Consider the following 20,237-nt stretch of genomic DNA (forward strand, 5'->3'; position numbering starts at 1 on the left):
GTCCACGCGTGCTCGCGTACGCCGCGGAGACGGTCCGCCCCGGCCCCGGCCGGGGCGCCGGGCCCCAACGCTCGGGCAGGATGTGCGGATGCGTACGACGGAACTGGCAGTGAGGGCGGGGGAGCTGGCCGCCCCGGGGGAGCGGCGCGTCCTGGGCATCGCCGGGCCCCCGGGGGCCGGAAAGTCGACCCTGGCCGCCCGGCTCGCCGCGGCGCTCGGGCCGGAGCGGGCCGTGGTGGTCCCGATGGACGGCTTCCACCTCGCCCAGGCCGAACTGGAGCGGCTGGGCCGCGCCGACCGCAAGGGCGCCCCGGACACGTTCGACGCCGCCGGCTACGTCGCGCTGCTGCGCCGGCTGCGCGCACCGTGCACACCGCACGGGCCGGCCGTGTACGCGCCCGCCTTCGACCGTTCCCTGGAGGAGCCGGTCGCGGCCAGCATCCCCGTACCCCCCGACGTACCGCTGGTGATCACCGAGGGGAACTACCTGCTGCACGACGCGGGGGAGTGGGCTGCGGTACGCCCCCTGCTCGACGAGGCCTGGTACCTCGCCCCGGCCGAGGACCTGCGCCTGGAGCGGCTGATCGACCGTCATGTACGGCACGGCAAGGACCCCGTGCACGCGCGCGAGTGGGTGGCCCGCTCGGACGAACGCAACGCACGCCTCGTCGCCCTCGGCCGCCACCGCGCCGACCTCGTCCTCGACGCCGGCTGACCGGCCGACCGCCGCACGGGACGGCTGGGCGGGGACGCCTGACGCGGCGTCCGTGCCCGGCCACGCGCGCGGCGGTCCTCACCGGCACCGCTCAGGGAACGCGCCAGACGTTGGCGAACGCCGCGTTCTCGATGGACCGGCGCTGGCGCACGGCCTCCAGTTCCATCACGGCGTCGCCGACGACGGCCAGCACCGTCGTCACCGCCTCGTCGTCCGGGCCGGGCTCGTCCTCGGAGCGCGGTTCGCGCACGCCCACGGTCGCGGCGAGCGAGGCGAGGACGGGCTCGTCCGCCTCCCAGCGGCTCAGGGCCCGGCGGTGAACGGGTGTGTCGGCGACTTCGAGGCGGTCGGTGCCGAACGGCAGCAGACCGCGGCGCCCGCGCGTCAGGTGACCGGCTTCCTCCAGGGCGGCCTGGTAGGAGGCGGAGAGGTCACGGCCGCGGCGCCACAGCCAGTCCTCGACCCGCTCGTACGGGGTCTGCCGGCTGAGCGCCGACGACGCCTCGGCCAGGAGTTCGTCGTTCAGGTCGGGCTGTCCGCCCGGCACGATACGGTCCCCGTCCAGAACGGCGGCCTGCGCGCCGAGGAGGTCGATCAGCTCGGCGCCGGCGAGGGCCAGCGACAGGTCACCCTGGCCGACCGCATGGTCCGGCCGCGGATCCATGGCGATGATGAACAGGTCTTTCGCCGTGCTCATGAACGGCTCCCCTCTGGGTCATCGGAAGTCGGATCCCGCTGATCACCTTCCCATGGTCGCACCAACGCCCACGACCGAGCCGGGGTTCCCGGGTTCCCGCGGACCAGCCGGACGGAGGACAGCCCTCAGGGGCCGTCCTCCAGCAGGGCCTGGCCGACGTAGCCGCCCGGCCGGACTCCGCCGGGGACGACGAACAACGACGAGGCCTCGTGGACCAGGTAGCGGCCGAGGGCGTCGCCGCGGGCGAGACGCTGCTGTACGGGGACGAAGCCGGTACGGGGGTCGGACTGCCAGGCGACGAAGAGCATCCCGGCGTCCGCGGTGCCGTCCGCGCGCAGGCCGTCGTAGTACGACCAGCCGCGGCGCAGCATCGTCGCCCCGCCGTTGGTGGCGGGTGCGGCCAGCCGGACGTGGGCGTTGTACGCGATCACCGGGACGCCGTCCGGGCGGCTGGCCGAGAGGTCGGGGGCGGTGCGTTCGCCGCCGCCGGTCAGCGGGGAGCCGTCGGCGGCACGGCGTCCGACGGCCTGCTCCCGGTGTTCCAGGGGAAGGGTCTCCCAGTGGTCGAGGAGCATCCGGATTCGGCGGACCACCACGTACGAGCCGCCCGTCAGCCACGACGGCGTACCGGGGCCGGTCACCAGGATCCGGTCCCGCGCGGCGGCGTCGGCGGGGGAGGGGTTGGCGGTGCCGTCGAGCTGCCCCATGAGGTTGCGGTGTGCGGGCGCGGTGTGGCCGGGCACCGGCGCGGTGGTGAACCCGGACATCACCCAGCGGGTCTTCGCCTCACCGTGCGCCAGGCGCTGCACGGTGCGCAGGGCGTGCAGGCCGACGAGCGGGTCGTCGGCGGCGATCTGGACGAACAGGTCGCCGCCGCCACGGGCCGGGTCGAGCCGGTCGTCGGGGAAGGCGGGAAGCGGTGCGAGTGCCTCGGGCCGGGCCGGGGCCAGGCCCACGCGGTCGAAGAAGCTCGCGCCGAATCCGAAGGTGAGGGTGAGCGCGGCGGGCCCGGAGCCCAGCGCGACACCGGTGTCGGCGACCCGGGAACCCGGCGGGCTGATCTCCTCGCCGACCGGTTCGCCGCGGGCGAGGCGCTCGGCGGCGGTGCTCCAGCGCAGCAGGAGCGCGCCGGCCCGGCCCCGGTCGGTCCGCGCCCCGAAGTCGAAGGCGACCAGGTGGGCGTGGGTCTGACGGGGGTGCAGGATCCCGGCCTGCTGCGGGCCGTGGAAGGGGACGGCCGCCGCGGCGCCGCGCGGACCGGCCGGGGACTCGCGCACGGTGGCCGCGGCGAGGGCGCCGCCGCCCGCCACGGCCCCGAGCCCGGCGGCGCCGAGCAGCGCGCGCCGGGTCACGGACCGTCGGCGGCCGGGCGTCGCGGAGCCCTCAGCGACCACCGTCGACCACCGGATCGACGGTGCCGACCCACAGCTGGTTCAGTTCGGAGACGTAGCGGCCGCCGCGGGTGTCCTGCGGGACGACCAGGCGCGGTCCGGCGGAGTCCTCGAAGGCCGTCCCGTCCTCGGAAACGGCCAGCAGGACCTGGGACTTGGCGAAGCCCGGATCGATTTCGGCCCATGCGAAGACCGCGCGGTAGTCGCCGCCGCCGGTGGCCGCGACGACCCCGCGCAGCTGGCCGTTCTTCTTGCTCTGGTCGAAGCGCGGTTGGGCCGCCTTCAGCACCTCGTGCAGCAGCACGCCCTGGTAGGTGTGCTTCTGGTCCCCCTTGGCGCTGACGAACTCCACCGAAGCCTCGGCCTGGGGCAGCTTGCGCAGGTCGGCCAGGGTGATGGTGTACGGCTTGTCGACCTCGCCCCCGATCCGTACCTCACCCGGCCCGATCGGAGCCGACGAGGCCGTGGCGGAGGCCGATGCCGATGCGGACACCGGGGCGGACGGGGCGGCCGCGCCCTTCGGGTCGTCGGCGGGACCGCAGGAGGTGAGCAGCAGCACGGTGGCGGCGGTGGCCCACCCGTGCGCCACGCGGCGCGATGCCCGACCCGCGGACAGCCGGCGGTCTTCGTCCTGCGTCATGCGGAACTCCTGGTCAGCGCATGCCGTCCGCCGAGATCAGATCATCGAGCGCATCTGCAAGGGGAATCGGCGAATGAGGGGGAATGTGCCGCGTGAAAGATAGCTGAGAACTCTCAGATGCCAACAGTGCCGGACCGCCATTCCGTGCGGGGGTCCGTACCGCCGTCCGGTCTCCTGTGGCATTGCACGAAGGGGCCTTGTCGCTCCACGGGGGAACGCGGAGCCCGATCCGCCCCTCTTGCCCGGTGCGCCACCCGCCGGTGGCGCTCCGGGCCCGAGCGTCCGGACGGACGGTGCAGAGGGTTCGCTGAAACATGGGTCTGACAAGTGGCACGCTCCTGGCGGGCGTCGTGGTGTGCACGGCGCTGCTGTTCGCGCTCACGGTGGGGGTGTGGCCCCGGCTGGCGGGGCCGGGCGCCCGGCGGGTGCTGGGGCGCATCGGGCTGCTCGTGCTCGTGCAGGTGCTGGTGCTCGCCACCGTCGGCGCCGCGGCCAACCGCACCTTCCTCCTCTATGACTCCTGGGCCGACCTCGCCGGGACCAAGCGGCACGCCCCGGCCGCTCCGGGCGGCGCCGCCGTGGAGGTACGGGGACGGCAGGCCCCGGAGGTGCCCGGTGGACGGAACCCGCAGGTGGGTGGAGTGATCGAGAAGGTGACGATCCACGGCGAGCGGTCCGGGGCCGCCGCCGAGGCGTACGTGTACCTGCCGCCCGAGTACTTCGACGAGGGCGCCGCGCAGCGCAGGTTCCCGGCCGCCGTCGTCCTCACCGGCTACCCGGGCATGGCCGAGAACCTCATCAGGAAGCTGCACTACCCGAGGCTGGCGTGGAGCCTGGCGAAGCAGAAGCGCATGCAGCCGATGATCCTGGTGATGATGCGGCCCACCATCGCCGCGCCCAACACCCAGTGCGTCGACGTCCCCGGGGGCCCGCAGAGCGAGGCCTTCTTCGCCGCGGACGTCGTCAAGGCGGTCTCCGGCACGTACCGCGTGGGTGCCGGCCCGCGGAGCTGGGGGATCATCGGCGATTCCACCGGGGGCTACTGCGCCCTGAAGATGGCGGTGCAGCACCCGGAGGCGTACGCGGTCGGCGTGGGCCTCTCGGCGGAGTACCGGCCCGAGATCGACCAGGACTCCGGCGATCTGTTCAAGGGGAACAAGGACGAGGAGAAGAGGTCGGACCTGCTGTGGCACCTGGACCACCGGCCGCAGGGGAACTCCTCGTTCCTGGTGACCTCCTCGCTGCGGGGCGAACCGAACTACGCCGAGACACAGGAGTTCATCCGCAAGGTGAAGGCACCCGCGCACGTCTCGTCGATCATCCTCGACAGCGGCGGCCACAGCTTCAACACCTGGCTGCGGGAGATCCCGCCGGCCCTCGTCTGGACGGGCGCGCGGCTCGGCGCCGAATGAGCTGCCGGCCCGCCCGGCCGTGTCCGGGTGAGCCGCGTCTCACCTGGCCCCCGCCGCTTGTCTATGCAACGAGTTGCATAGAAAGATCGGGGCATGGCGCTCGACCACGCGATCCTCGTCTCCCTGCTGGAGAAGCCGGGCTCCGGCTATGAGCTGGCCCGCCGGTTCGACCGGTCCATCGGCTACTTCTGGACCGCCACCCATCAGCAGATCTACCGCGTCCTCGGGCGCATGGAGGCGAGCGGACTGCTCGCCGTCCGCGATGTGCCGCAACAGGGCCGGCCGGACAAGAGGGAGTACTCCGTCGCCGGCCCCGGCCGCACCGCCCTCGCCGAGTGGCTGCACGAGCCGATCGAGCCCGAGAGCCTCCGCCACGACCTCGCCGTCAAGATCCGCGGCGCGGCCTTCGACGACCCGGCCGCGCTGATCCACGAGGTCGAGCGGCACCACACGGCGCACAGCGAGCGGCTGACCCGCTATCTCGCCGGTGAACAGCGCGACTTCACCGGGCCGGACGCCCCCGCACCGCTCGACTGCGGCCAGGAGCTCCAGCACGTCGTGCTCCGCGGCGGCATCGCGTTCGAGCGGATGACGATCGCCTGGCTGGACGACGTCCTCGCCACCCTCCACCGGCTCGGCGGGCCCCCGCCGGCCGCCACCGCCTGAACCCCGCCGCGCCGCACGGACCCGTACCCGCCCGGGCCCCCGGGGCGCGCCGCCCCCCCCACGCATGCGACCGACCGGCCCTCCCGTCCTCCAACCCCTCGGAAGGTGAACCTCCATGGCAGACGCCCTGCTCTTCAACCCGCACACGTACGACCCGGCGCACTTCGACCCCGAGACCCGCAGGCTGCTGCGCGCCACCGTCGACTGGTTCGAGAGCCGCGGCAAGCGCCGGCTGATCGAGGACTACCGCTCGCGCGCCTGGCTCGCCGACTTCCTCGCCTTCTCCGCGAAGGAGGGCCTCTTCGCGACCTTCCTGACCCCGGCCGCCGAGGCCGGCGAGGGGGAGTCCGACCAGCGCTGGGACACGGCACGGATCGCCGCCCTGAACGAGATATTCGGCTTCTACGGCCTCGACTACTGGTACGCCTGGCAGGTCACCATCCTCGGCCTCGGCCCGGTCTGGCAGAGCGACAACGCCGACGCCCGCAAGCGTGCCGCGCAGCTGCTCGCCGAGGGCGAGGTGTTCGCCTTCGGCCTGTCCGAGAAGACCCACGGCGCCGACATCTACTCCACCGACATGCTGCTGCGACCGTACGTCGACGCATCCGGTGCCGCCGGATTCCTGGCGAGCGGCTCCAAGTACTACATCGGCAACGGCAACGCGGCCGGCCTCGTCTCCGTCTTCGGCCGCCGCACCGACATCGAGGGCCCCGACGGCTACGTCTTCTTCGCCGCCGACAGCCGGCACCCGGCCTACCACCTGGTGAAGAACGTCGTCGACTCCTCCAAGTACGTCAGCGAGTTCCGCCTCGACGACTACCCGGTCCGCGCCGAGGACGTCCTGCACACCGGCAAGGCCGCCTTCGACGCCGCCCTGAACACGGTCAACGTCGGCAAGTTCAACCTCTGCACCGCCTCCATCGGCATCTGCGAGCACGCGATGTACGAGGCCGTCACCCACGCGCACAACCGGGTCCTCTACGGCCGCCCCGTCACCGCCTTCCCGCACGTCCGCCGGGAGCTGGCGGACGCCTACGTCCGCCTCGTCGGGATGAAGCTCTTCAGTGACCGGGCCGTCGACTACTTCCGCTCCGCAGGCCCGGACGACCGCCGCTACCTGCTGTTCAACCCGATGACGAAGATGAAGGTGACCACGGAGGGCGAGAAGGTCATCGACCTGATGTGGGACGTCATCGCCGCCAAGGGCTTCGAGAAGGACAACTACTTCGCGCAGGCGGCGATCGAGATCCGCGGACTGCCCAAGCTGGAGGGCACGGTCCACGTCAACCTCGCGCTGATCCTGAAGTTCATGCGCAACCACCTGCTGGACCCGGCCGAGTACCCGGCCGTCCCGACCCGGCTCGACGCGGCCGACGACGCCTTCCTCTTCCGGCAGGGACCGGCCCGGGGCCTCGGTTCCGTACGGTTCCACGACTGGCGGACCGCCTTCGACGCCTACGCCGAGGTGCCGAACGTGGCGCGCTTCCGCGAACAGGCCGACGCCCTCTGCGCGTTCGTGGCCACCGTCGCTCCGGACGAGGAGCAGAGCCGCGACCTCGACTTCCTCCTCTCCGTGGGCCAGCTGTTCGCGCTGGTCGTGTACGGACAGCTGATCCTGGAGCAGGCCCGCCTGACGGACCTGGACGGGTCGGTGCTCGACGAGCTGTTCTCCGTCCTCGTACGCGACTTCTCCGGCCACGCGGTCGAGCTGTACGGCAAGGACTCCGCCACCGAGGCCCAGCAGGAGTGGGCGATGGGAGCGGTCCGGCGTCCGGTCGTCGACGAGGAGCGGGCGGCGCGCGTCTGGGCGCGGGTCGAGGCGCTGTCCGGCACGTACGAGATGGCCCCGTAGGAACGCGGCCCGGAGGGACCGGCACGGCCCGCCACGGCCGCAGCCGGTCCCTTCCGGGGTTCTCAGGCCTGCGCGGTGGGGCGTACGACGATGTCGCCCACGTCGACACCGTCCGGCTGCTCGACGGCGAAGGCGATCGCGCGCGCCACCGCGTCCGGGGACAGCGCGGTCTCCATCATCTTGTCGATCCTGGCCCGCGACCGGGGGTCCATGCGCTCGGTGAAGTCCGTACGGACGGCCCCCGGCGACACCACGGTCACGCGCAGGCTGTCCCCGGCCTCCTGGCGCAGCCCTTCGGAGATCGTGCGCACGGCGTTCTTGGTGCCCGCGTACACCGACTGCAGCGGCACGACACGCAGTCCGGCGGTGGACACGGTGTTGACGAAGTGGCCGGAGCCCTGCTCCCGGAAGACGGGCAGGGCCGCGGCGATCCCGTAGAGGACGCCCTTGAGGTTGACGTCGATCATCTCCTCCCAGTCCTCGACGCGCAGTTCGTCGAGCGGGGAGACGAGTCCGACCCCGGCGTTGCTGACGAGGACGTCGAGCCTGCCGTACCGCTCCCGCGCCAGGCCGACGAGGCCGGACAGGTCGGCGCGCCGCGTCACGTCCGTTCGGATCCAGGCGGCAAGGCCGCCGGCCCGCTCGATCCGGGTGGCCAGCGCCTCCAGCCGGTCGGTGCGTCGTCCGCCGAGCACCACCTTCGCGCCCCGCTCGGCGAGCAGGAGGGCGGTTGCCTCGCCGATCCCGCTGCCGGCGCCGGTGACGGCGACGACCTTGCCTTCGATTCCCGACATACGGGGTCCCTTCGGAAGAGGAACGGGCAGGCCGAAGCCATGCCCTAGAGTGAAAGTGGAGGCGCCGCCACTTTGGTCGACATTAAGTGGAGGCCCCTCCACTTAGCAAGTGAGGAGCGAGGGGAGCCACGGATGGCGGCAGACGCAGGACGCCCGCTGAGAGCCGACGCGCAGCGCAACCGGGACAAGATCCTGGCCGCAGCGGTACGCGTGTTCACCGAGCAGGGGCTGGAGGCGCACTTCGAGCGCATCGCCAAGGAGGCCGGTGTGGGCACGGGCACCCTCTACCGCAACTTCCCCACCAAGGAAGCCCTCATCGAGGCGGCCTACCGCAACGAGGTCGCCCGGCTGTGCGACAGCGTCCCAGCCCTGCTGGGGACCCTGCCGCCGTACGAGGCCCTGCGCGCATGGACGCGCCGCTTCATCGACTACGCCACCGCCAAGATGGGCATGGCCGACGCGATGCGGGCCGTCCTCGCGGCGGGGACCGACCCGTACGCCGAGAGCCGGCGGATGATCCAGGACGCCCTCACGTCCCTCATGGATGCCTGCGCCGCCGCGGGCGCCGTCAGGACCGACATCGACTCGACCGACATGTTCGCCGCTCTCGCCGGCATCGCCCTCACCTCGGCCGGGCCGGACCGGCGTGAGCAGGCCGAGCGCCTGCTCGACCTCAGCCTGGACGGACTGCGCTACCCGCTCGTGCGGCGGCCCGCCCCGGACGCCGCAGGGTAGCGGGCCCGGGCGTGCGGCGACCGCCCGCAGGCCCGGGGTCGAGGGCTCAGGCGAGCATGTCCGCCAGCAGCTTCGCGGTTCTGGCGATCAGCGTGTCGTCTCGCGGCGTCGTCGCCTCCGGCATGGTCGAGAGGATGGCCAGGACGACGGGCGGACGCCCCGGGGGCCAGGCGATGCCCACGTTGTTGTTGGTCCCGTACGAACCGGCGCCCGTCTTGTCCGCGACCGCCCAGTCCTTCGGCAGGCCGGCCCGCAGGCGGTCGCCGCTGGTGGTGTTCGACAGCAGCCACCGCTTCAGCTGTTCCCGGTCCCCGGCGTCCAGCGCGTCGCCGAGCGTGAGGCGGGCATAGGTCCGCCCGATCGCGCGGGGGCTCGTCGTGTCGGTCACCCGCGACGGCTCCGCCGAGTTCAGTTCGGGCTCCCACCGGTCGAGCCGGGTCGTGCGGTCGCCCAGCGAGCGGCAGAAACGGGTGACCGCCGTGGGGCCGCCGAGCTCGCGCAGCAACAGGTTGGCGGCCGCGTTGTCGCTCTGGGCGATGGCGGCGGAGCAGAGCTCCGCCACGGTCAGGCCGCTCGCGATGTTCCCGGGCCGCTCGGTCACCGACCCGCCACCCGCGTCCGTGACGTCCTGGAGCGTGTAGTGGACGCGCTGGGCGAGGTGCGCGCCGTCGTGGTCGAGGTCCCGCAGCACGGCCGCCGCCGCGAGCGTCTTGAACACCGAGCACATGGGGAACTGTTCGTCGGCCCGGTGGGCCACGGTCCGGCCGGTGGCGGTGTCCCGTGCGTACACCCCCAGCCGCGCGCCGTACTCGCGCTCCAGTGCGCGCAGCCCCGCCGCCGGCGACGCGGCGGCCCGGGCCGGGCCGGCCGGCAGCGCGGCGGCCAGTGCCACCCCGGCTCCCGCGGTCAGCAGTGCGCGTCGGGACGTCGATGCGTCCGAGGTCCTCACGTCGGGTTCTCCTCTTCCTCGCGGTCAGATGACCCCGAAGACGCCAAAAGTGATCAATTCGGTTCCGGCATGGTGGTGTACGTATGAGGTGTACCGGCAGGGTGTACTAGCAGTACACCCTGCTGGTGTGTACCGTGAGTACATGACTCCACTCCCGCGCTTCCACCGGCTTCCGGCCGAACGGCAGGAGGCGATCCTCACCGTCGCCCGCGCGCACTTCGCCGAGCACGGTCCCGCGTCCGCCTCGTACAACAAGATCATCGAGGCGGCGGGCTTCTCGAAGACCGCCGCCTACCAGTACTTCGACGGCCGCGAGGACCTCCTCGCCGCCGTCCTCGACGACGTGCTCGACCGCCTGCTCGGCGTGCTCGGGCCCTGGACCCCGGCCCCCGACGAGGCAGGCTTCTGGGCACGGCTGGAGGCCGGATCGCACGCCCTGGTCGCCCACCTGCACACCCACCCGGACGACCTGGCCCTTGCCGACACCGCACTCGGACGGGCTCAGGACGGCGCCTGGGCGGGCTGGTTCGGGGCCGTGGTCGAGGACGGGCAGCGGCTGGGATTCATCCGGACGGACGTGGACCCGGCCCTGCTGGCCGGCGCCACCGCGGCCGTGATGCGGGCGGCCGACGCATGGGCACTGGGCGTGCTGCGCTCCGCACGGCCGACGGCGTCGGGAAGCGAGCAGGTCTGGAGCCTGCTGCGGGGGCTGTGGGGCGGCGGAGCGGACGGAGGGGCCGGGCGTGCGCACTGATCTGGAGATCCACTGGGAGATACCGCCCACCTCGGCGGGGCCGCTGGGCCGTCTGGAGCGCTTCATGGGACCGGGCAAGTCCCGCTCCGAATCGGCGGTGGAGGTGCTCGGTGCGGGCGGGTGCGCGCTGCTGCTCGCCGCCGGGGTGTGGTCGTCGGGGATCCACCGTGACTGGAACGGCCTCCAGTGGGCCGTGGTGGTGCTGATCGGACTCGATCTGCTCGGAGGGATCCTCACCAACGCGACGAACTCCGCCAAGCGCTGGTACCACCGCCAGGACCCCGGGGCCCGGCGCGCCCGCCTGCTCTTCGTCGGCGCCCACGTGCTCCACCTCGCCGCGATGGGCCTGCTGGTGCTCGGCGGGGACCGCGCCTGGACCCTGGGCAACACCGCGCTGCTGCTCGGTGCCGCCGTGGCCGTGGAGTTCACGCCCGTCCATCTCAAGCGCCCGGTCGCCATGGCCGGTTACTCGGCGGCCGTCGTGGTCAACCTGTTCTGGCTGCCCGTGCCCACCGCCCTCGCCTGGTTCGCGCCGCTGTTCTTCCTGAAGCTCCTGGTGTGCCACCTCGTGCCGGAGGCACCGCTGGAACGGCGGCGCGATGTCTGACCCCGACAGGGGCCCCGGTCCCGGCCTCGTCCGCGACGACGCCCCGCCGCCCGGGCGGTGCGCGCCCGTGCTCGCCGCGGCCTTCGTCCGCGAACCCGCCATGGCATGGATCGCGGGTGGATCCGACCGCGTACGGCAGGCCTGGTTCACCGCCACCCTGCGTACGCACGCCACGCTCCCCGGGGCCCGGCGGCACCTGCTGGCCGACGGTCGCGGACGGCCCCTCGCCGCCGCCGTCCTCACCCCGCCCGCCGCCGTGCCCTCGGGTGCGGCCCGGGCGGCGTGGGCGGCCCGCACCCTGGCGGGCTGCGGCCCGCGCGCCCTGGTGCGGACGCTGCGCTATCTGCACGCCGCCGAGGCCGAAACCCCGGCCGGGGCCTGGACCCTGGAGTTCATCGGCGTGGAGCCCGGCGCGGCGGGGCGCGGTACCGGAGGGCGGCTCCTCGGCCACCTGCTCGCCACGACCCCCGCGCCCGGCGGCATCTTCCTCACCACCGCCGACGGGGCGAACGTCCGGCTCTACCGCCGCTTCGGCTTCACCACCGTGCGGCGCCTGACGGTGGGCCCGCTGGAGGTGACGGCGATGTGGCGGCCCGATGCCCCGCCCGGACACGCGCCGGCAGACGGGAGGCGCCGCGGGAGCTGACCGCCCTGCCGCTTTTCGGCCGTGTTCGTGAACAAGGCCGAATATCGTCCACAACCCCGGCAAACCACCTGCGGTGCGAGATCACTGCATCGAGGTAACGCCAACGGTTTTCAGGCTCAAGACGGGTGCACCGGCCGTTACTGTTCCCCCGGATCTGGACGGATTCCCGGATATTTCACCCCTCTTTTTTCCTCGTTCCCTGGTGACGCGCGCATTCGCCGGTCACCGCCCTTGCGAAGGAGAGCTCGCCCGATGACCGTTGACACCAGCCCGGAAGCCCAGCTGGAGCCGCCGCGGCAGTCCAGCCTGAGCACGGCGGCTGCCCGCAACCTCGCCAGCACGACCAAGTCCGCCCCGCAGATGCAGGAGATCACCTCCCGCTGGCTGCTGCGGATGCTCCCCTGGGTGGAGACCAAGGGCGGCACCTACCGGGTCAACCGCCGGCTGACGTACACCGTGGGCGACGGCACCATCGAGTTCGTCCAGGACGGCGCGAACGTCCGGGTGATCCCGCGCGAGCTCGGCGAACTGGCCCTGCTGCGCGGCTTCGAGGACGACGAGGTGCTGACCGCGATCGCCGGCCGGTGCGTGCAGCGCGACTTCCGCGCCGGTGAGGTGATCGTCGAACGCGGTACTCCCGCGGACCAGATCCACCTGATCGCCCACGGCCGCATCAGCCAGACCTCCGTCGGCAAGTACGGCGACGACGTCGCCGTCGCCGTACTCGCCGACGGCGACCGGTTCGGCGAGAACGCCCTGCTGGACGCGGACGCCACCTGGGACTACACGGCCACCGCCGAGACCCCCGGCATCCTGCTCACCCTCTCCCGCGGCGACTTCGCCTCCGTGCTCTCCGCGGCGCCGCAACTCCAGGACCACATCAACCGGTTCAGCTCGCTCCCGCACCAGCGCCAGAACAAGCACGGCGAGGCCGAGATCGCGATGTCCGCCGGCCACACCGGTGAGGCGGACCTGCCCGGCGCCTTCGTCGACTACGAGCTCAAGCCCCGCGAGTACGAACTCTCCATCGCGCAGACCGTGCTGCGGATCCACACCCGGGTCGCCGACCTCTACAACGGGCCGCACAACCAGACCGAGGAACAGCTCAGGCTCACCATCGAGGCGCTGCGCGAGCGCCAGGAGCACGAGCTGATCAACAACCGGGACTTCGGCCTGCTCCACAACGCCGCCTTCAAGCAGCGGATCCAGACCCACTCGGGCCCGCCGACCCCGGACGACCTCGACGAGCTGCTGTGCCGCCGCCGCGGCTCGAAGTTCTTCCTCGCCCACCCCCGGACGATCGCCGCGATCGGGCGCGAGTTCAACGCCCGCGGGCTCTACCCGGACCACGTCGACGTCGGCGGGCAGTCGGTTCCGGCCTGGCGCGGGGTCCCGATCCTGCCCTGCAACAAGATCCCGATCAGCAAGGAGAACACCAGCTCGGTGCTCGTCATGCGAACGGGCGAGGACAACCAGGGTGTCATCGGTCTGCGCCAGACCGGCCTGCCGGAGGAGTACGAGCCCGGCCTCTCGGTCCGCTTCATGGGGATCAGCGAGCAGGCCATCATCTCCTACCTGGTCACCACCTACTTCTCCGCCGCCATCCTGGTGCCCGACGCGCTCGGAGTGCTGGAGAACGTGCAGATCGCCCGCAGGCGGGACTAGTCCGTCCCTTCCGGACCCCGCCGGGCCCGCCCGGCACCGCACCCGGCCGCGTTGTCGGGGCCGCCCGGGTGCGTCCAGTACGCGGGCGCCCCTCCGCCTTGCCGGGCACGGCACCGGACGCCGCGGGCCCGGCCGGCAAGGTCCGGAAGAGGCGGCCTCGGCCCTCTCTTCCGGATCTCGCCGGCCGAGCAGGATCCGGAAGAAACGGCGCAGGAGGACCTGCCCGACGGCCGTGACAGCCAGGACCCCTGCCTGTCCTGGCCCGCCGCGCACGCCCGGGATCCGGGACAACCCACTCATCTCCCCGAGGAGTTACGGATGCCCGATCCTGGGCCTTCCCCTCTGCAGTCGAGCCTGCCCGCCGCCGTGGCGTCCTTCGGGGCCCACGTTCTCGCCAACGCCCTTGCCGCCGGCGTCGAACCCGCCGCCGGCGCCGGGCCCGTCGAGCCTTCTCCACCGCCCTCGCAGGCCCTGCCGGCCCTGCCCGCCCTCCCGACGGGGCCCCCGGCCCTGACACCCGTATCCGTTTCCGTATCCGCGCCCGTACCCGACGCGGGTGCGGCCGAGGCCGCCGCGCCGCAGCCGAGTGCCGCCCTCGAACGGATCCTGCGCGGGCCCAGCGGCCTGGGCACGGCGAGCCTGCACTGGGCCCGGAGCGACACGCCCCCGCCCGGGGCGCCGGACGCGCCCGTCCCGGCGGTGGGCCGTCCGATCCCGGGCCTCTACTACCACCCGGTGCCGGAGCCCGATCCGGTGCGGGTGGAGGAGCTCAGCCGCCGGATCAAGGCCTGGGCGCTGGACGAGGTGTCGCTCTACCCGGAGGACTGGGAGGACCAGTTCGACGGCTTCTCCGTCGGGCGCTACATGGTCGCCTGCCATCCGGACGCCCCGAGCATCGAACACCTGATGCTCGCCACCCGGCTGATGGTCGCCGAGAACGCGGTCGACGACTGCTACTGCGAGGACCACGGCGGCTCGCCCGTGGGCCTCGGCGGACGCCTGCTGCTCGCGCACACCGCTCTCGACCCCCTGCACACGACGAAGGAGTACGCACCGGACTGGGAGGCGTCGCTCCTCTCGGACGCGCCCCGGCGCGCCTACCGCTCCGCCATGGAGTACTTCCTCCAGGCGAGCACCGCCTCGCAGGCCGACCGGTTCCGGCACGACATGGCCCGGCTGCACATGGGCTATCTCGCCGAGGGTGCCTGGGCGCAGACGGAGTACGTCCCCGAGGTGTGGGAGTACCTGGCGATGCGCCAGTTCAACAACTTCCGCCCCTGCCCCACCATCACCGACTCCGTCGGCGGCTACGAACTGCCGGCGGACCTCCACGCGCAGCCCGCCATGCAACGGGTGATCGCGCTTGCCGGGAACGCCACCACGATCGTCAACGACCTGTACTCCTACACCAAGGAACTGGCCAGCCCCGGACGGCACCTGAACCTGCCGGTGGTGATCGCCGAACGCGAGAGCTGCTCCGACCAGGAGGCCTACCTGAAGGCCGTCGAGGTCCACAACGACCTGATGCGCGACTTCGAGGCCGCGGCCGCGGACCTGGCCGCCGCCTGCCCGGTCCCGACCGTTCAGCGCTTCCTGCGCGGGGTGGCCGTATGGGTCGACGGCAACCACTACTGGCACCAGACCAACACCTATCGCTACAGCCTGCCCGATTTCTGGTAAAGATGGGAACTGTTCATGACTAGCACCGATATCACCACCGTCGCCGCGGGTACCTCCTCGGTGTTCATCCCCGGTCCGGCGACCCCCTACCAGGGGGACATCGCGCGGTACTGGGACCACGAGGCCCGGCCCGTGAACCTGCGTCTCGGCGATGTCGACGGCCTTTACCACCACCACTACGGCATCGGCGACATCGACCACGCCGCCCTCGGCGCCACCGAGGACAGCGCATACGAGAAGAAGCTGATCGCCGAGCTCCACCGCCTGGAGTCGGCCCAGGCCGAACTCCTCCTCGAACACCTCGGCCCCATCGGCCGCGACGACACCCTCGTCGACGCGGGCTGCGGCCGCGGCGGTTCGATGGTCATGGCCCACCAGCGCTTCGGATGCAAGGTCGAGGGCGTCACCCTGTCGGCCAAGCAGGCCGACTTCGCCAACCAGCGAGCCCGGGAACTCGGCATCGAGGACCACGTCCGGGCCCGTGTCTGCAACATGCTCAGCACGCCGTTCGAGACCGGGCAGGCCGCGGGCTCCTGGAACAACGAGTCGAGCATGTACGTCGACCTGCACGACCTCTTCGCGGAGCACTCGCGCGTCCTCGAGGTCGGCGGCCGGTACGTGACCATCACCGGCTGCTGGAACCCGCGTTACGGCCAGCCCTCGAAGTGGGTCTCGCAGATCAACGCGCACTTCGAGTGCAACATCCACTCCCGCCGCGAGTACCTGCGCGCGATGGCCGACAACCGCCTCGTGCCCCAGGCCGTCGTCGACCTGACCCCCGACACCCTGCCCTACTGGGAGCTGCGGGCCACGTCCTCCCTGGTCACCGGCATCGAAGAGGCGTTCATCGAGTCCTACAAGGACGGCTCCTTCCAGTACGTCCTGATCGCGGCCGACCGCGTCTGACCGGACGCGGGCCGAAGGGGCCGGGGCCGTCAGCCGACGGGCCGGGCCCCCTCGCCGCGTTCCGGGACGGCACACCCGGCGGGCCGCCGGGACCCGCGGGCCCCGCCCCGGTCAGTCCACGAGCACTCCGGGGTTGAGGATGCCGCGCGGATCGAGCGCCCCCTTCGCGGCCCGCAGGGCGAGGGCGAAGGGCTCCGGGCGCTGGCGGTCGTAGCCGGGCCGGTGGTCCCGGCCGACGGCGTGGTGGTGGGTGATGGTGGCCCGGTGGCGGTGCAGGACCTCGCTCGCGACGGCCTTGAGGTCGTCCCAGACGGCGACCTCGTCACCGGGCCGGCCGGCGGCGAGCACGGTGAAGTAGGGCGCCGCGCCGTCCGGATACACGTGCGTCAGACGGCAGTTGACGGTCGCGGGGAATCCGGTGGCCTTCACCGCAGCCTCGCCGACCTCCCGGCGCACCTCGTCGACCAGGCCCGGGATCCGGTCCCAGGTGGCCGCCGTCTCGAAGGTCTCCGCGACCGCGCCCATCCGGGCCAGCCCGTCGCGGAGGTAGGGCATCCGCAGGAACGCCGAGCGCCAGGCGCTCACGGCCGCGTCGCCCTCCGGTCCCTCCTGCGGGCCGCCGGCCCCGCCCGTCCCCCCGTACCGTCCGCCGTGCGAGCGGGCCAGCGCGACGGCCCGTTCGAGCCGGGCGCCGACCGGTTCGTCCGCGGACTCGAACCCCAGGACCAGTACGGAGCTGCCGTCGTGGGCCGCGCCCGACAGCGCGGCCTCACCGGAGTCCAGCAGACGGCAGTTGGCGGGGGAGAGGTCGGACTGCGCGAGGGCGCGCACCGCTCCGAGGGCGCTGTGGAAGTCGGAGAACGCGACCGCGGCGGACGCCTTGTGGCGGGGGCGTTCCTGCAGGCGCACCCACGCCTCGGTGATGACGCCGAGGGCACCTTCGGAGCCCAGGAACAGCCGGTCGGGGGAGGGGCCCGCGCCGGACGCGGGCAGCCGCCACGAGTCGGCGGTGCCGGCCGGGGTCACCACGCGCAGCGACTGCACGAAGTCGTCGATGTGGGTACGGCCGGTGGCGTAGTGGCCGCCGGCCCGGGTGGCGAGCCAGCCGCCCAGCGTGGAGAACTCGAAGCTCTGCGGGAAGTGCCGCAGGGTGAGGCCGTGGGGCCGCAGCTGGTCCTCCAGGCTCGGACCGAGCGTGCCGGCCTGGATGCGCGCCGCCCGGCCCTCGGGGTCCACCTCCAGTACGCGGCCCATGGCGGTCAGGTCCAGGGACATCACGGCCCGGTGGGCGTCGCCGCGGTACTCGACGCCGCCGGAGACCGAGGAGCCCCCGCCGTAGGGGACGACGGCGATCCGCCGCTCACCGGCCCAGTCCAGCAGATCGGCCACCCCCTGGTCGTCCGTGGGGCGGGCGACGAGATCGGGGATGCGGCCGGGGCGGCCGCGCAGGGCGCGCACCACGTCGCGGTACGCCTTGCCCATGGCGTGCGCGGCGCGGTCCGACGGGTCGGCGCCGACCAGGTGGGCGAGGCTCGGCGGGGGTTCGACGGCGGGGGCCGCGATGGCCAGGTCACGGACGCGGGGGACCGGGAGCGGGCGGCCGAGGGTGCCCGGGAGCAGGGCGCCGATCGCGGTGCATTCCGCGTCGTCGGGATGTGCGTCCGTCCAGCCCCAGCCCCACCAGGAGCGGGTGCGGGACGAGGGCTGCGGGGGGTGCGGGGTGGTGCCGGCCATGGCGGCGCTCCAGGGGTCGAGGTAATTTACCTAGCGGTAAATTACCTACTGATAATATCGGCTCATGGCAACCCCCTCCTCGCATGCGTCGAAAGCCGGAACCAAGGGAGTCCCGCGGGAGCACCGCCGTCGGCAGATGCTGGAAGCCGCCACGGAGGAGTTCGGGGCGCACGGATTCGCGGCCGCGTCGCTTCCCGCGATCGCCGCCCGCGTGGGTGTCACCAAGACGCTGCTGCACCAGTACTTCGGCACCAAGGAGGACCTGTACGTGGCCTGTCTGGTCCCGGTCGGGGACCAGCTGCTGAACACCATCCGCGCCGCGATGGGGGAGGGCGGCGGGGCCGCCCCGCACACGCCGCTGCGCGTGCTCCACGGCATCTTCGCCGCCCTGGAAGGGCGGCGGGGGGCATGGTTCGTGCTCTATGACACCACCCTGCCGCCCGGCGGGGAGGCCGCGCGCCGGGCCTCGGAGTACTGGGCGGCCATCGACGGGCTCGCCGTCGGCGGCACCGCGGAACTGCTGCGCGCGGCCGGGTCCGCCGACCCGCTGGACGCCGACGCGCTCAAGTACGTCTGGCGGGACCTGGTCGCCACCCTCGTCCGCTGGTGGGTCAAGCACCCGGAGCAGACCCCGGAGGCCATGACGCGGCGCTGCGCCCGGCTCTTCGCGGCGGCCGCCACCCTCACCCCCGACGGGTACCCCGGCTGACCGGAGCCCCGCCCGGGACTACCGGGCGCGCTCCCCCTGCTCGGCCTGTGCGGCTTTCGCGGCCTTGAGCTTGCGCCACACCGTGCCCAGCGCCGCCAGGTCCCGCTCGTCGAGGAGCTCGGTGAAGACCGGGGCCAGGGCTTCGCGCCGGGTGGCGTCCGCCTCGGCGAACACCGTACGGCCCGCCTCGGTGAGGGAGACCTCCACGGACCGGGCGTCGCGTGCCGAGGGCGTACGGGTCACCAGGCCCCGGGTCTGCAGGGCGTCGACGACGCGGGAGACCTGGCTGCGGCTGAGCAGGGTGCTGTTGCCGAGTACGGAGGCGGGCACCGGCTCGGGGCTGGAGGCCAGCCACAGCATGACCTCGAACCAGGACACGGGGAGGTCGTGGGCCTTGACCAGGGCCCGGTCCACGCGGTCGGTCATGACCGTTCCGGCCCACACCAGCCCGTAGAAGGCGTAGTCGGCCGCCGGCATCTCGGCTTCGGTGAGCTTCTTCGGCATGTCGGCAGTCTAGAGCTTGCGTGTGCGCACACATAATTTTATAGTGTGTGTGCACGCACATAAATCCCCCCTCGAAAGGCCCCCGTCATGTCGACGTCCCCCGCCACCCCCGCCCGCACCGTCCTGATCACCGGCACCTCCTCCGGCATCGGCCTGGCCGCCGCGATCGCCGCCGCCCGGGCCGGCTGGCGGGTCGTCGCCACCCTGCGTGACACCGGCCGCGCCGACGCCCTGCGCAAGGCCGCGGTCGAGGCCGGCGTCGAGCTCGACATCCGGCAGCTCGACGTCGTCGACGAGGCCTCCGTCATCGCCGCCGTGGAGGGCGTCATCGCCGACCACGGCCGGCTGGACGCCGTCGTCAACAACGCCGGCGCCGGTCACGTGGGCACCCTCGAACTCGAATCCGTCGCCGACGTCCGCGAGGTCATGGAGGTCAACTTCTTCGGCGTGCTGAACGTCTCCAAGGCCGCGATGCCGCACCTGCGGGCCACCGGCGGGCGCCTGATCACCGTCACCAGCGTCGGCGGTGTCGTCGGACAGCCCTTCAACGAGGCCTACTGCGCAGCCAAGTTCGCCGTGGAGGGCTACATGGAGAGCCTGGCTCCCGTCGCGGGCGCCGTCGGCGTGAGCGTGTCCGTCGTCGAGCCGGGCGCCGTGGCGACGGAGTTCGTGAACAACATCGGCCTCGACCTGGAGGCGAGGATCGCCGCGGCCGGCCCGTACTCCGGCGCGCTGCGCCACTACGTCGAGCGCACGGTCGGCCAGTTCCTGAACGGCGCGCAGACCCCGGCCGGCGCGGCCGAGTCCGTCATGGAGGCGCTCACCGCCGACCGGCCCGCGTTCCGCATCCAGACCTCGCAGTGGGCCCGTGACTTCACGGGGACCAAGCTGGCCGACCAGGACGGCTCGGCGGTGGTCGGCATGACCGGCGCCTGGGTCGCCTGACCTGCCGCGAGCGGCCCGCCCGGAATCGGGTCATGATGGCCGGAGGCGGACGAGTCCCCCGCGCGGCCCCCGGGCCGCGCGGCGCCCGCCCCGGCCGGGAGGTGACCCGTGGGCATGGACGAATCGCGCAGGGCCTGGTTCATGATCGGCGGCGTCGTCGCCGTCATCCTGCTGGACCTTCTGGCCATCATCCTGATGAACACCCTCGGATGACCCCCGCCTGAAGACCGGCGGGG

20 protein-coding genes are annotated in these 20,237 nt (G+C 72.8%); 13 read left to right on the top strand and 7 right to left on the bottom strand.

Annotated features, from left to right (window positions below; genetic code table 11):
- Positions 1–88 precede the first annotated feature (88 nt).
- Entirely contained in the window at positions 89–715 is a 627-nt protein-coding gene (locus DEJ51_RS32170; protein WP_150261135.1) for a nucleoside/nucleotide kinase family protein, read from the top strand.
- 91 nt (positions 716–806) lie between these two features.
- Here DEJ51_RS32170 and DEJ51_RS32175 read toward each other — a convergent pair whose 3' ends face one another.
- From DEJ51_RS32175 to DEJ51_RS32185, 3 genes are all read right to left on the bottom strand, one after another.
- A complete protein-coding gene (locus DEJ51_RS32175) occupies positions 807–1,412 on the bottom strand; it encodes a GOLPH3/VPS74 family protein (RefSeq protein WP_150261136.1) in 606 nt (201 codons plus the stop codon).
- A 125-nt stretch (positions 1,413–1,537) separates the two neighbouring features.
- Positions 1,538–2,806 (bottom strand): Dyp-type peroxidase, encoded by a 1,269-nt coding sequence (locus DEJ51_RS32180; protein WP_150261137.1) that lies wholly within the window; start codon positions 2,804–2,806, stop codon positions 1,538–1,540.
- Positions 2,796–3,443 carry a molybdopterin-dependent oxidoreductase gene (locus DEJ51_RS32185; protein WP_150261138.1) on the bottom strand — a complete coding sequence of 216 codons (648 nt, stop codon included), beginning with the start codon at positions 3,441–3,443 and terminating at the stop codon, positions 2,796–2,798. Before DEJ51_RS32185 ends, DEJ51_RS32180 begins: the two co-directional genes overlap by 11 nt.
- A gap of 314 nt (positions 3,444–3,757) precedes the next feature.
- Between DEJ51_RS32185 and DEJ51_RS32190 the strand changes: the two genes are divergently transcribed.
- From DEJ51_RS32190 to DEJ51_RS32200, 3 genes are all read left to right on the top strand, one after another.
- The gene (locus tag DEJ51_RS32190; protein WP_150261139.1) at positions 3,758–4,855 is read left to right on the top strand and encodes an alpha/beta hydrolase; all 1,098 of its coding nucleotides are present in this window, start codon (positions 3,758–3,760) and stop codon (positions 4,853–4,855) included.
- A gap of 93 nt (positions 4,856–4,948) precedes the next feature.
- Complete coding sequence (locus DEJ51_RS32195; RefSeq protein WP_150261140.1) at positions 4,949–5,521, top strand: PadR family transcriptional regulator; 573 nt, start codon at positions 4,949–4,951, stop codon at positions 5,519–5,521.
- Between the two features lie 115 nt (positions 5,522–5,636).
- The gene (locus DEJ51_RS32200; protein ID WP_150261141.1) at positions 5,637–7,373 is read left to right on the top strand and encodes an acyl-CoA dehydrogenase family protein; all 1,737 of its coding nucleotides are present in this window, start codon (positions 5,637–5,639) and stop codon (positions 7,371–7,373) included.
- Between the two features lie 62 nt (positions 7,374–7,435).
- On the opposite strand, the gene DEJ51_RS32205 is transcribed toward DEJ51_RS32200, so the two are convergent.
- Entirely contained in the window at positions 7,436–8,167 is a 732-nt protein-coding gene (locus tag DEJ51_RS32205; protein WP_150261142.1) for an SDR family oxidoreductase, read from the bottom strand.
- Between the two features lie 132 nt (positions 8,168–8,299).
- Between DEJ51_RS32205 and DEJ51_RS32210 the strand changes: the two genes are divergently transcribed.
- Positions 8,300–8,902 (top strand): TetR/AcrR family transcriptional regulator, encoded by a 603-nt coding sequence (locus DEJ51_RS32210; protein WP_150261143.1) that lies wholly within the window; start codon positions 8,300–8,302, stop codon positions 8,900–8,902.
- A gap of 46 nt (positions 8,903–8,948) precedes the next feature.
- On the opposite strand, the gene bla is transcribed toward DEJ51_RS32210, so the two are convergent.
- Entirely contained in the window at positions 8,949–9,851 is a 903-nt protein-coding gene (bla, locus tag DEJ51_RS32215; RefSeq protein ID WP_150261144.1) for a class A beta-lactamase, read from the bottom strand.
- Positions 9,852–9,993: 142 nt separating this feature from the next.
- Between bla and DEJ51_RS32220 the strand changes: the two genes are divergently transcribed.
- The 6 genes from DEJ51_RS32220 (at position 9,994) to DEJ51_RS32245 (ending at position 16,109) form a co-directional block, all read left to right on the top strand.
- Positions 9,994–10,605 (top strand): TetR/AcrR family transcriptional regulator, encoded by a 612-nt coding sequence (locus DEJ51_RS32220; protein WP_223836074.1) that lies wholly within the window; start codon positions 9,994–9,996, stop codon positions 10,603–10,605.
- The gene (locus DEJ51_RS32225) at positions 10,595–11,212 is read left to right on the top strand and encodes a hypothetical protein (protein ID WP_150261146.1); all 618 of its coding nucleotides are present in this window, start codon (positions 10,595–10,597) and stop codon (positions 11,210–11,212) included. Before DEJ51_RS32220 ends, DEJ51_RS32225 begins: the two co-directional genes overlap by 11 nt.
- On the top strand, positions 11,205–11,858 hold the full coding sequence (locus DEJ51_RS32230; RefSeq protein ID WP_150261147.1) for a GNAT family N-acetyltransferase: 654 nt from the start codon (positions 11,205–11,207) through the stop codon (positions 11,856–11,858). Before DEJ51_RS32225 ends, DEJ51_RS32230 begins: the two co-directional genes overlap by 8 nt.
- Before the next feature lie 252 nt (positions 11,859–12,110).
- A complete protein-coding gene (locus tag DEJ51_RS32235; RefSeq protein WP_150261148.1) occupies positions 12,111–13,523 on the top strand; it encodes a family 2B encapsulin nanocompartment shell protein in 1,413 nt (470 codons plus the stop codon).
- 318 nt (positions 13,524–13,841) lie between these two features.
- Positions 13,842–15,203: a family 2 encapsulin nanocompartment cargo protein terpene cyclase gene (locus DEJ51_RS32240; protein WP_150261149.1), complete on the top strand. Its 1,362-nt coding sequence runs from the start codon at positions 13,842–13,844 to the stop codon at positions 15,201–15,203.
- Between the two features lie 15 nt (positions 15,204–15,218).
- The gene (locus DEJ51_RS32245; protein ID WP_150261150.1) at positions 15,219–16,109 is read left to right on the top strand and encodes a geranyl diphosphate 2-C-methyltransferase; all 891 of its coding nucleotides are present in this window, start codon (positions 15,219–15,221) and stop codon (positions 16,107–16,109) included.
- A gap of 111 nt (positions 16,110–16,220) precedes the next feature.
- Here DEJ51_RS32245 and DEJ51_RS32250 read toward each other — a convergent pair whose 3' ends face one another.
- A complete protein-coding gene (locus DEJ51_RS32250; RefSeq protein ID WP_150261151.1) occupies positions 16,221–17,843 on the bottom strand; it encodes an FAD-binding oxidoreductase in 1,623 nt (540 codons plus the stop codon).
- A 64-nt stretch (positions 17,844–17,907) separates the two neighbouring features.
- Here DEJ51_RS32250 and DEJ51_RS32255 point away from each other — a divergent pair, with 64 nt between their 5' ends.
- Positions 17,908–18,552, top strand: coding sequence for a TetR/AcrR family transcriptional regulator (locus DEJ51_RS32255; protein WP_150261152.1), 645 nt, complete (start codon positions 17,908–17,910; stop codon positions 18,550–18,552).
- Positions 18,553–18,570: 18 nt separating this feature from the next.
- On the opposite strand, the gene DEJ51_RS32260 is transcribed toward DEJ51_RS32255, so the two are convergent.
- Complete coding sequence (locus DEJ51_RS32260; RefSeq protein WP_150261153.1) at positions 18,571–19,056, bottom strand: MarR family winged helix-turn-helix transcriptional regulator; 486 nt, start codon at positions 19,054–19,056, stop codon at positions 18,571–18,573.
- Between the two features lie 87 nt (positions 19,057–19,143).
- On the opposite strand from DEJ51_RS32260, the gene DEJ51_RS32265 reads away from it, so the two are divergent.
- Positions 19,144–20,001, top strand: coding sequence for an SDR family NAD(P)-dependent oxidoreductase (locus DEJ51_RS32265; protein ID WP_150261154.1), 858 nt, complete (start codon positions 19,144–19,146; stop codon positions 19,999–20,001).
- Positions 20,002–20,237: the final 236 nt, after the last annotated feature.

This window comes from Streptomyces venezuelae (assembly GCF_008642275.1).
In the GTDB taxonomy this organism is placed as follows: Bacteria; Actinomycetota; Actinomycetes; order Streptomycetales; family Streptomycetaceae; genus Streptomyces; species Streptomyces venezuelae_E.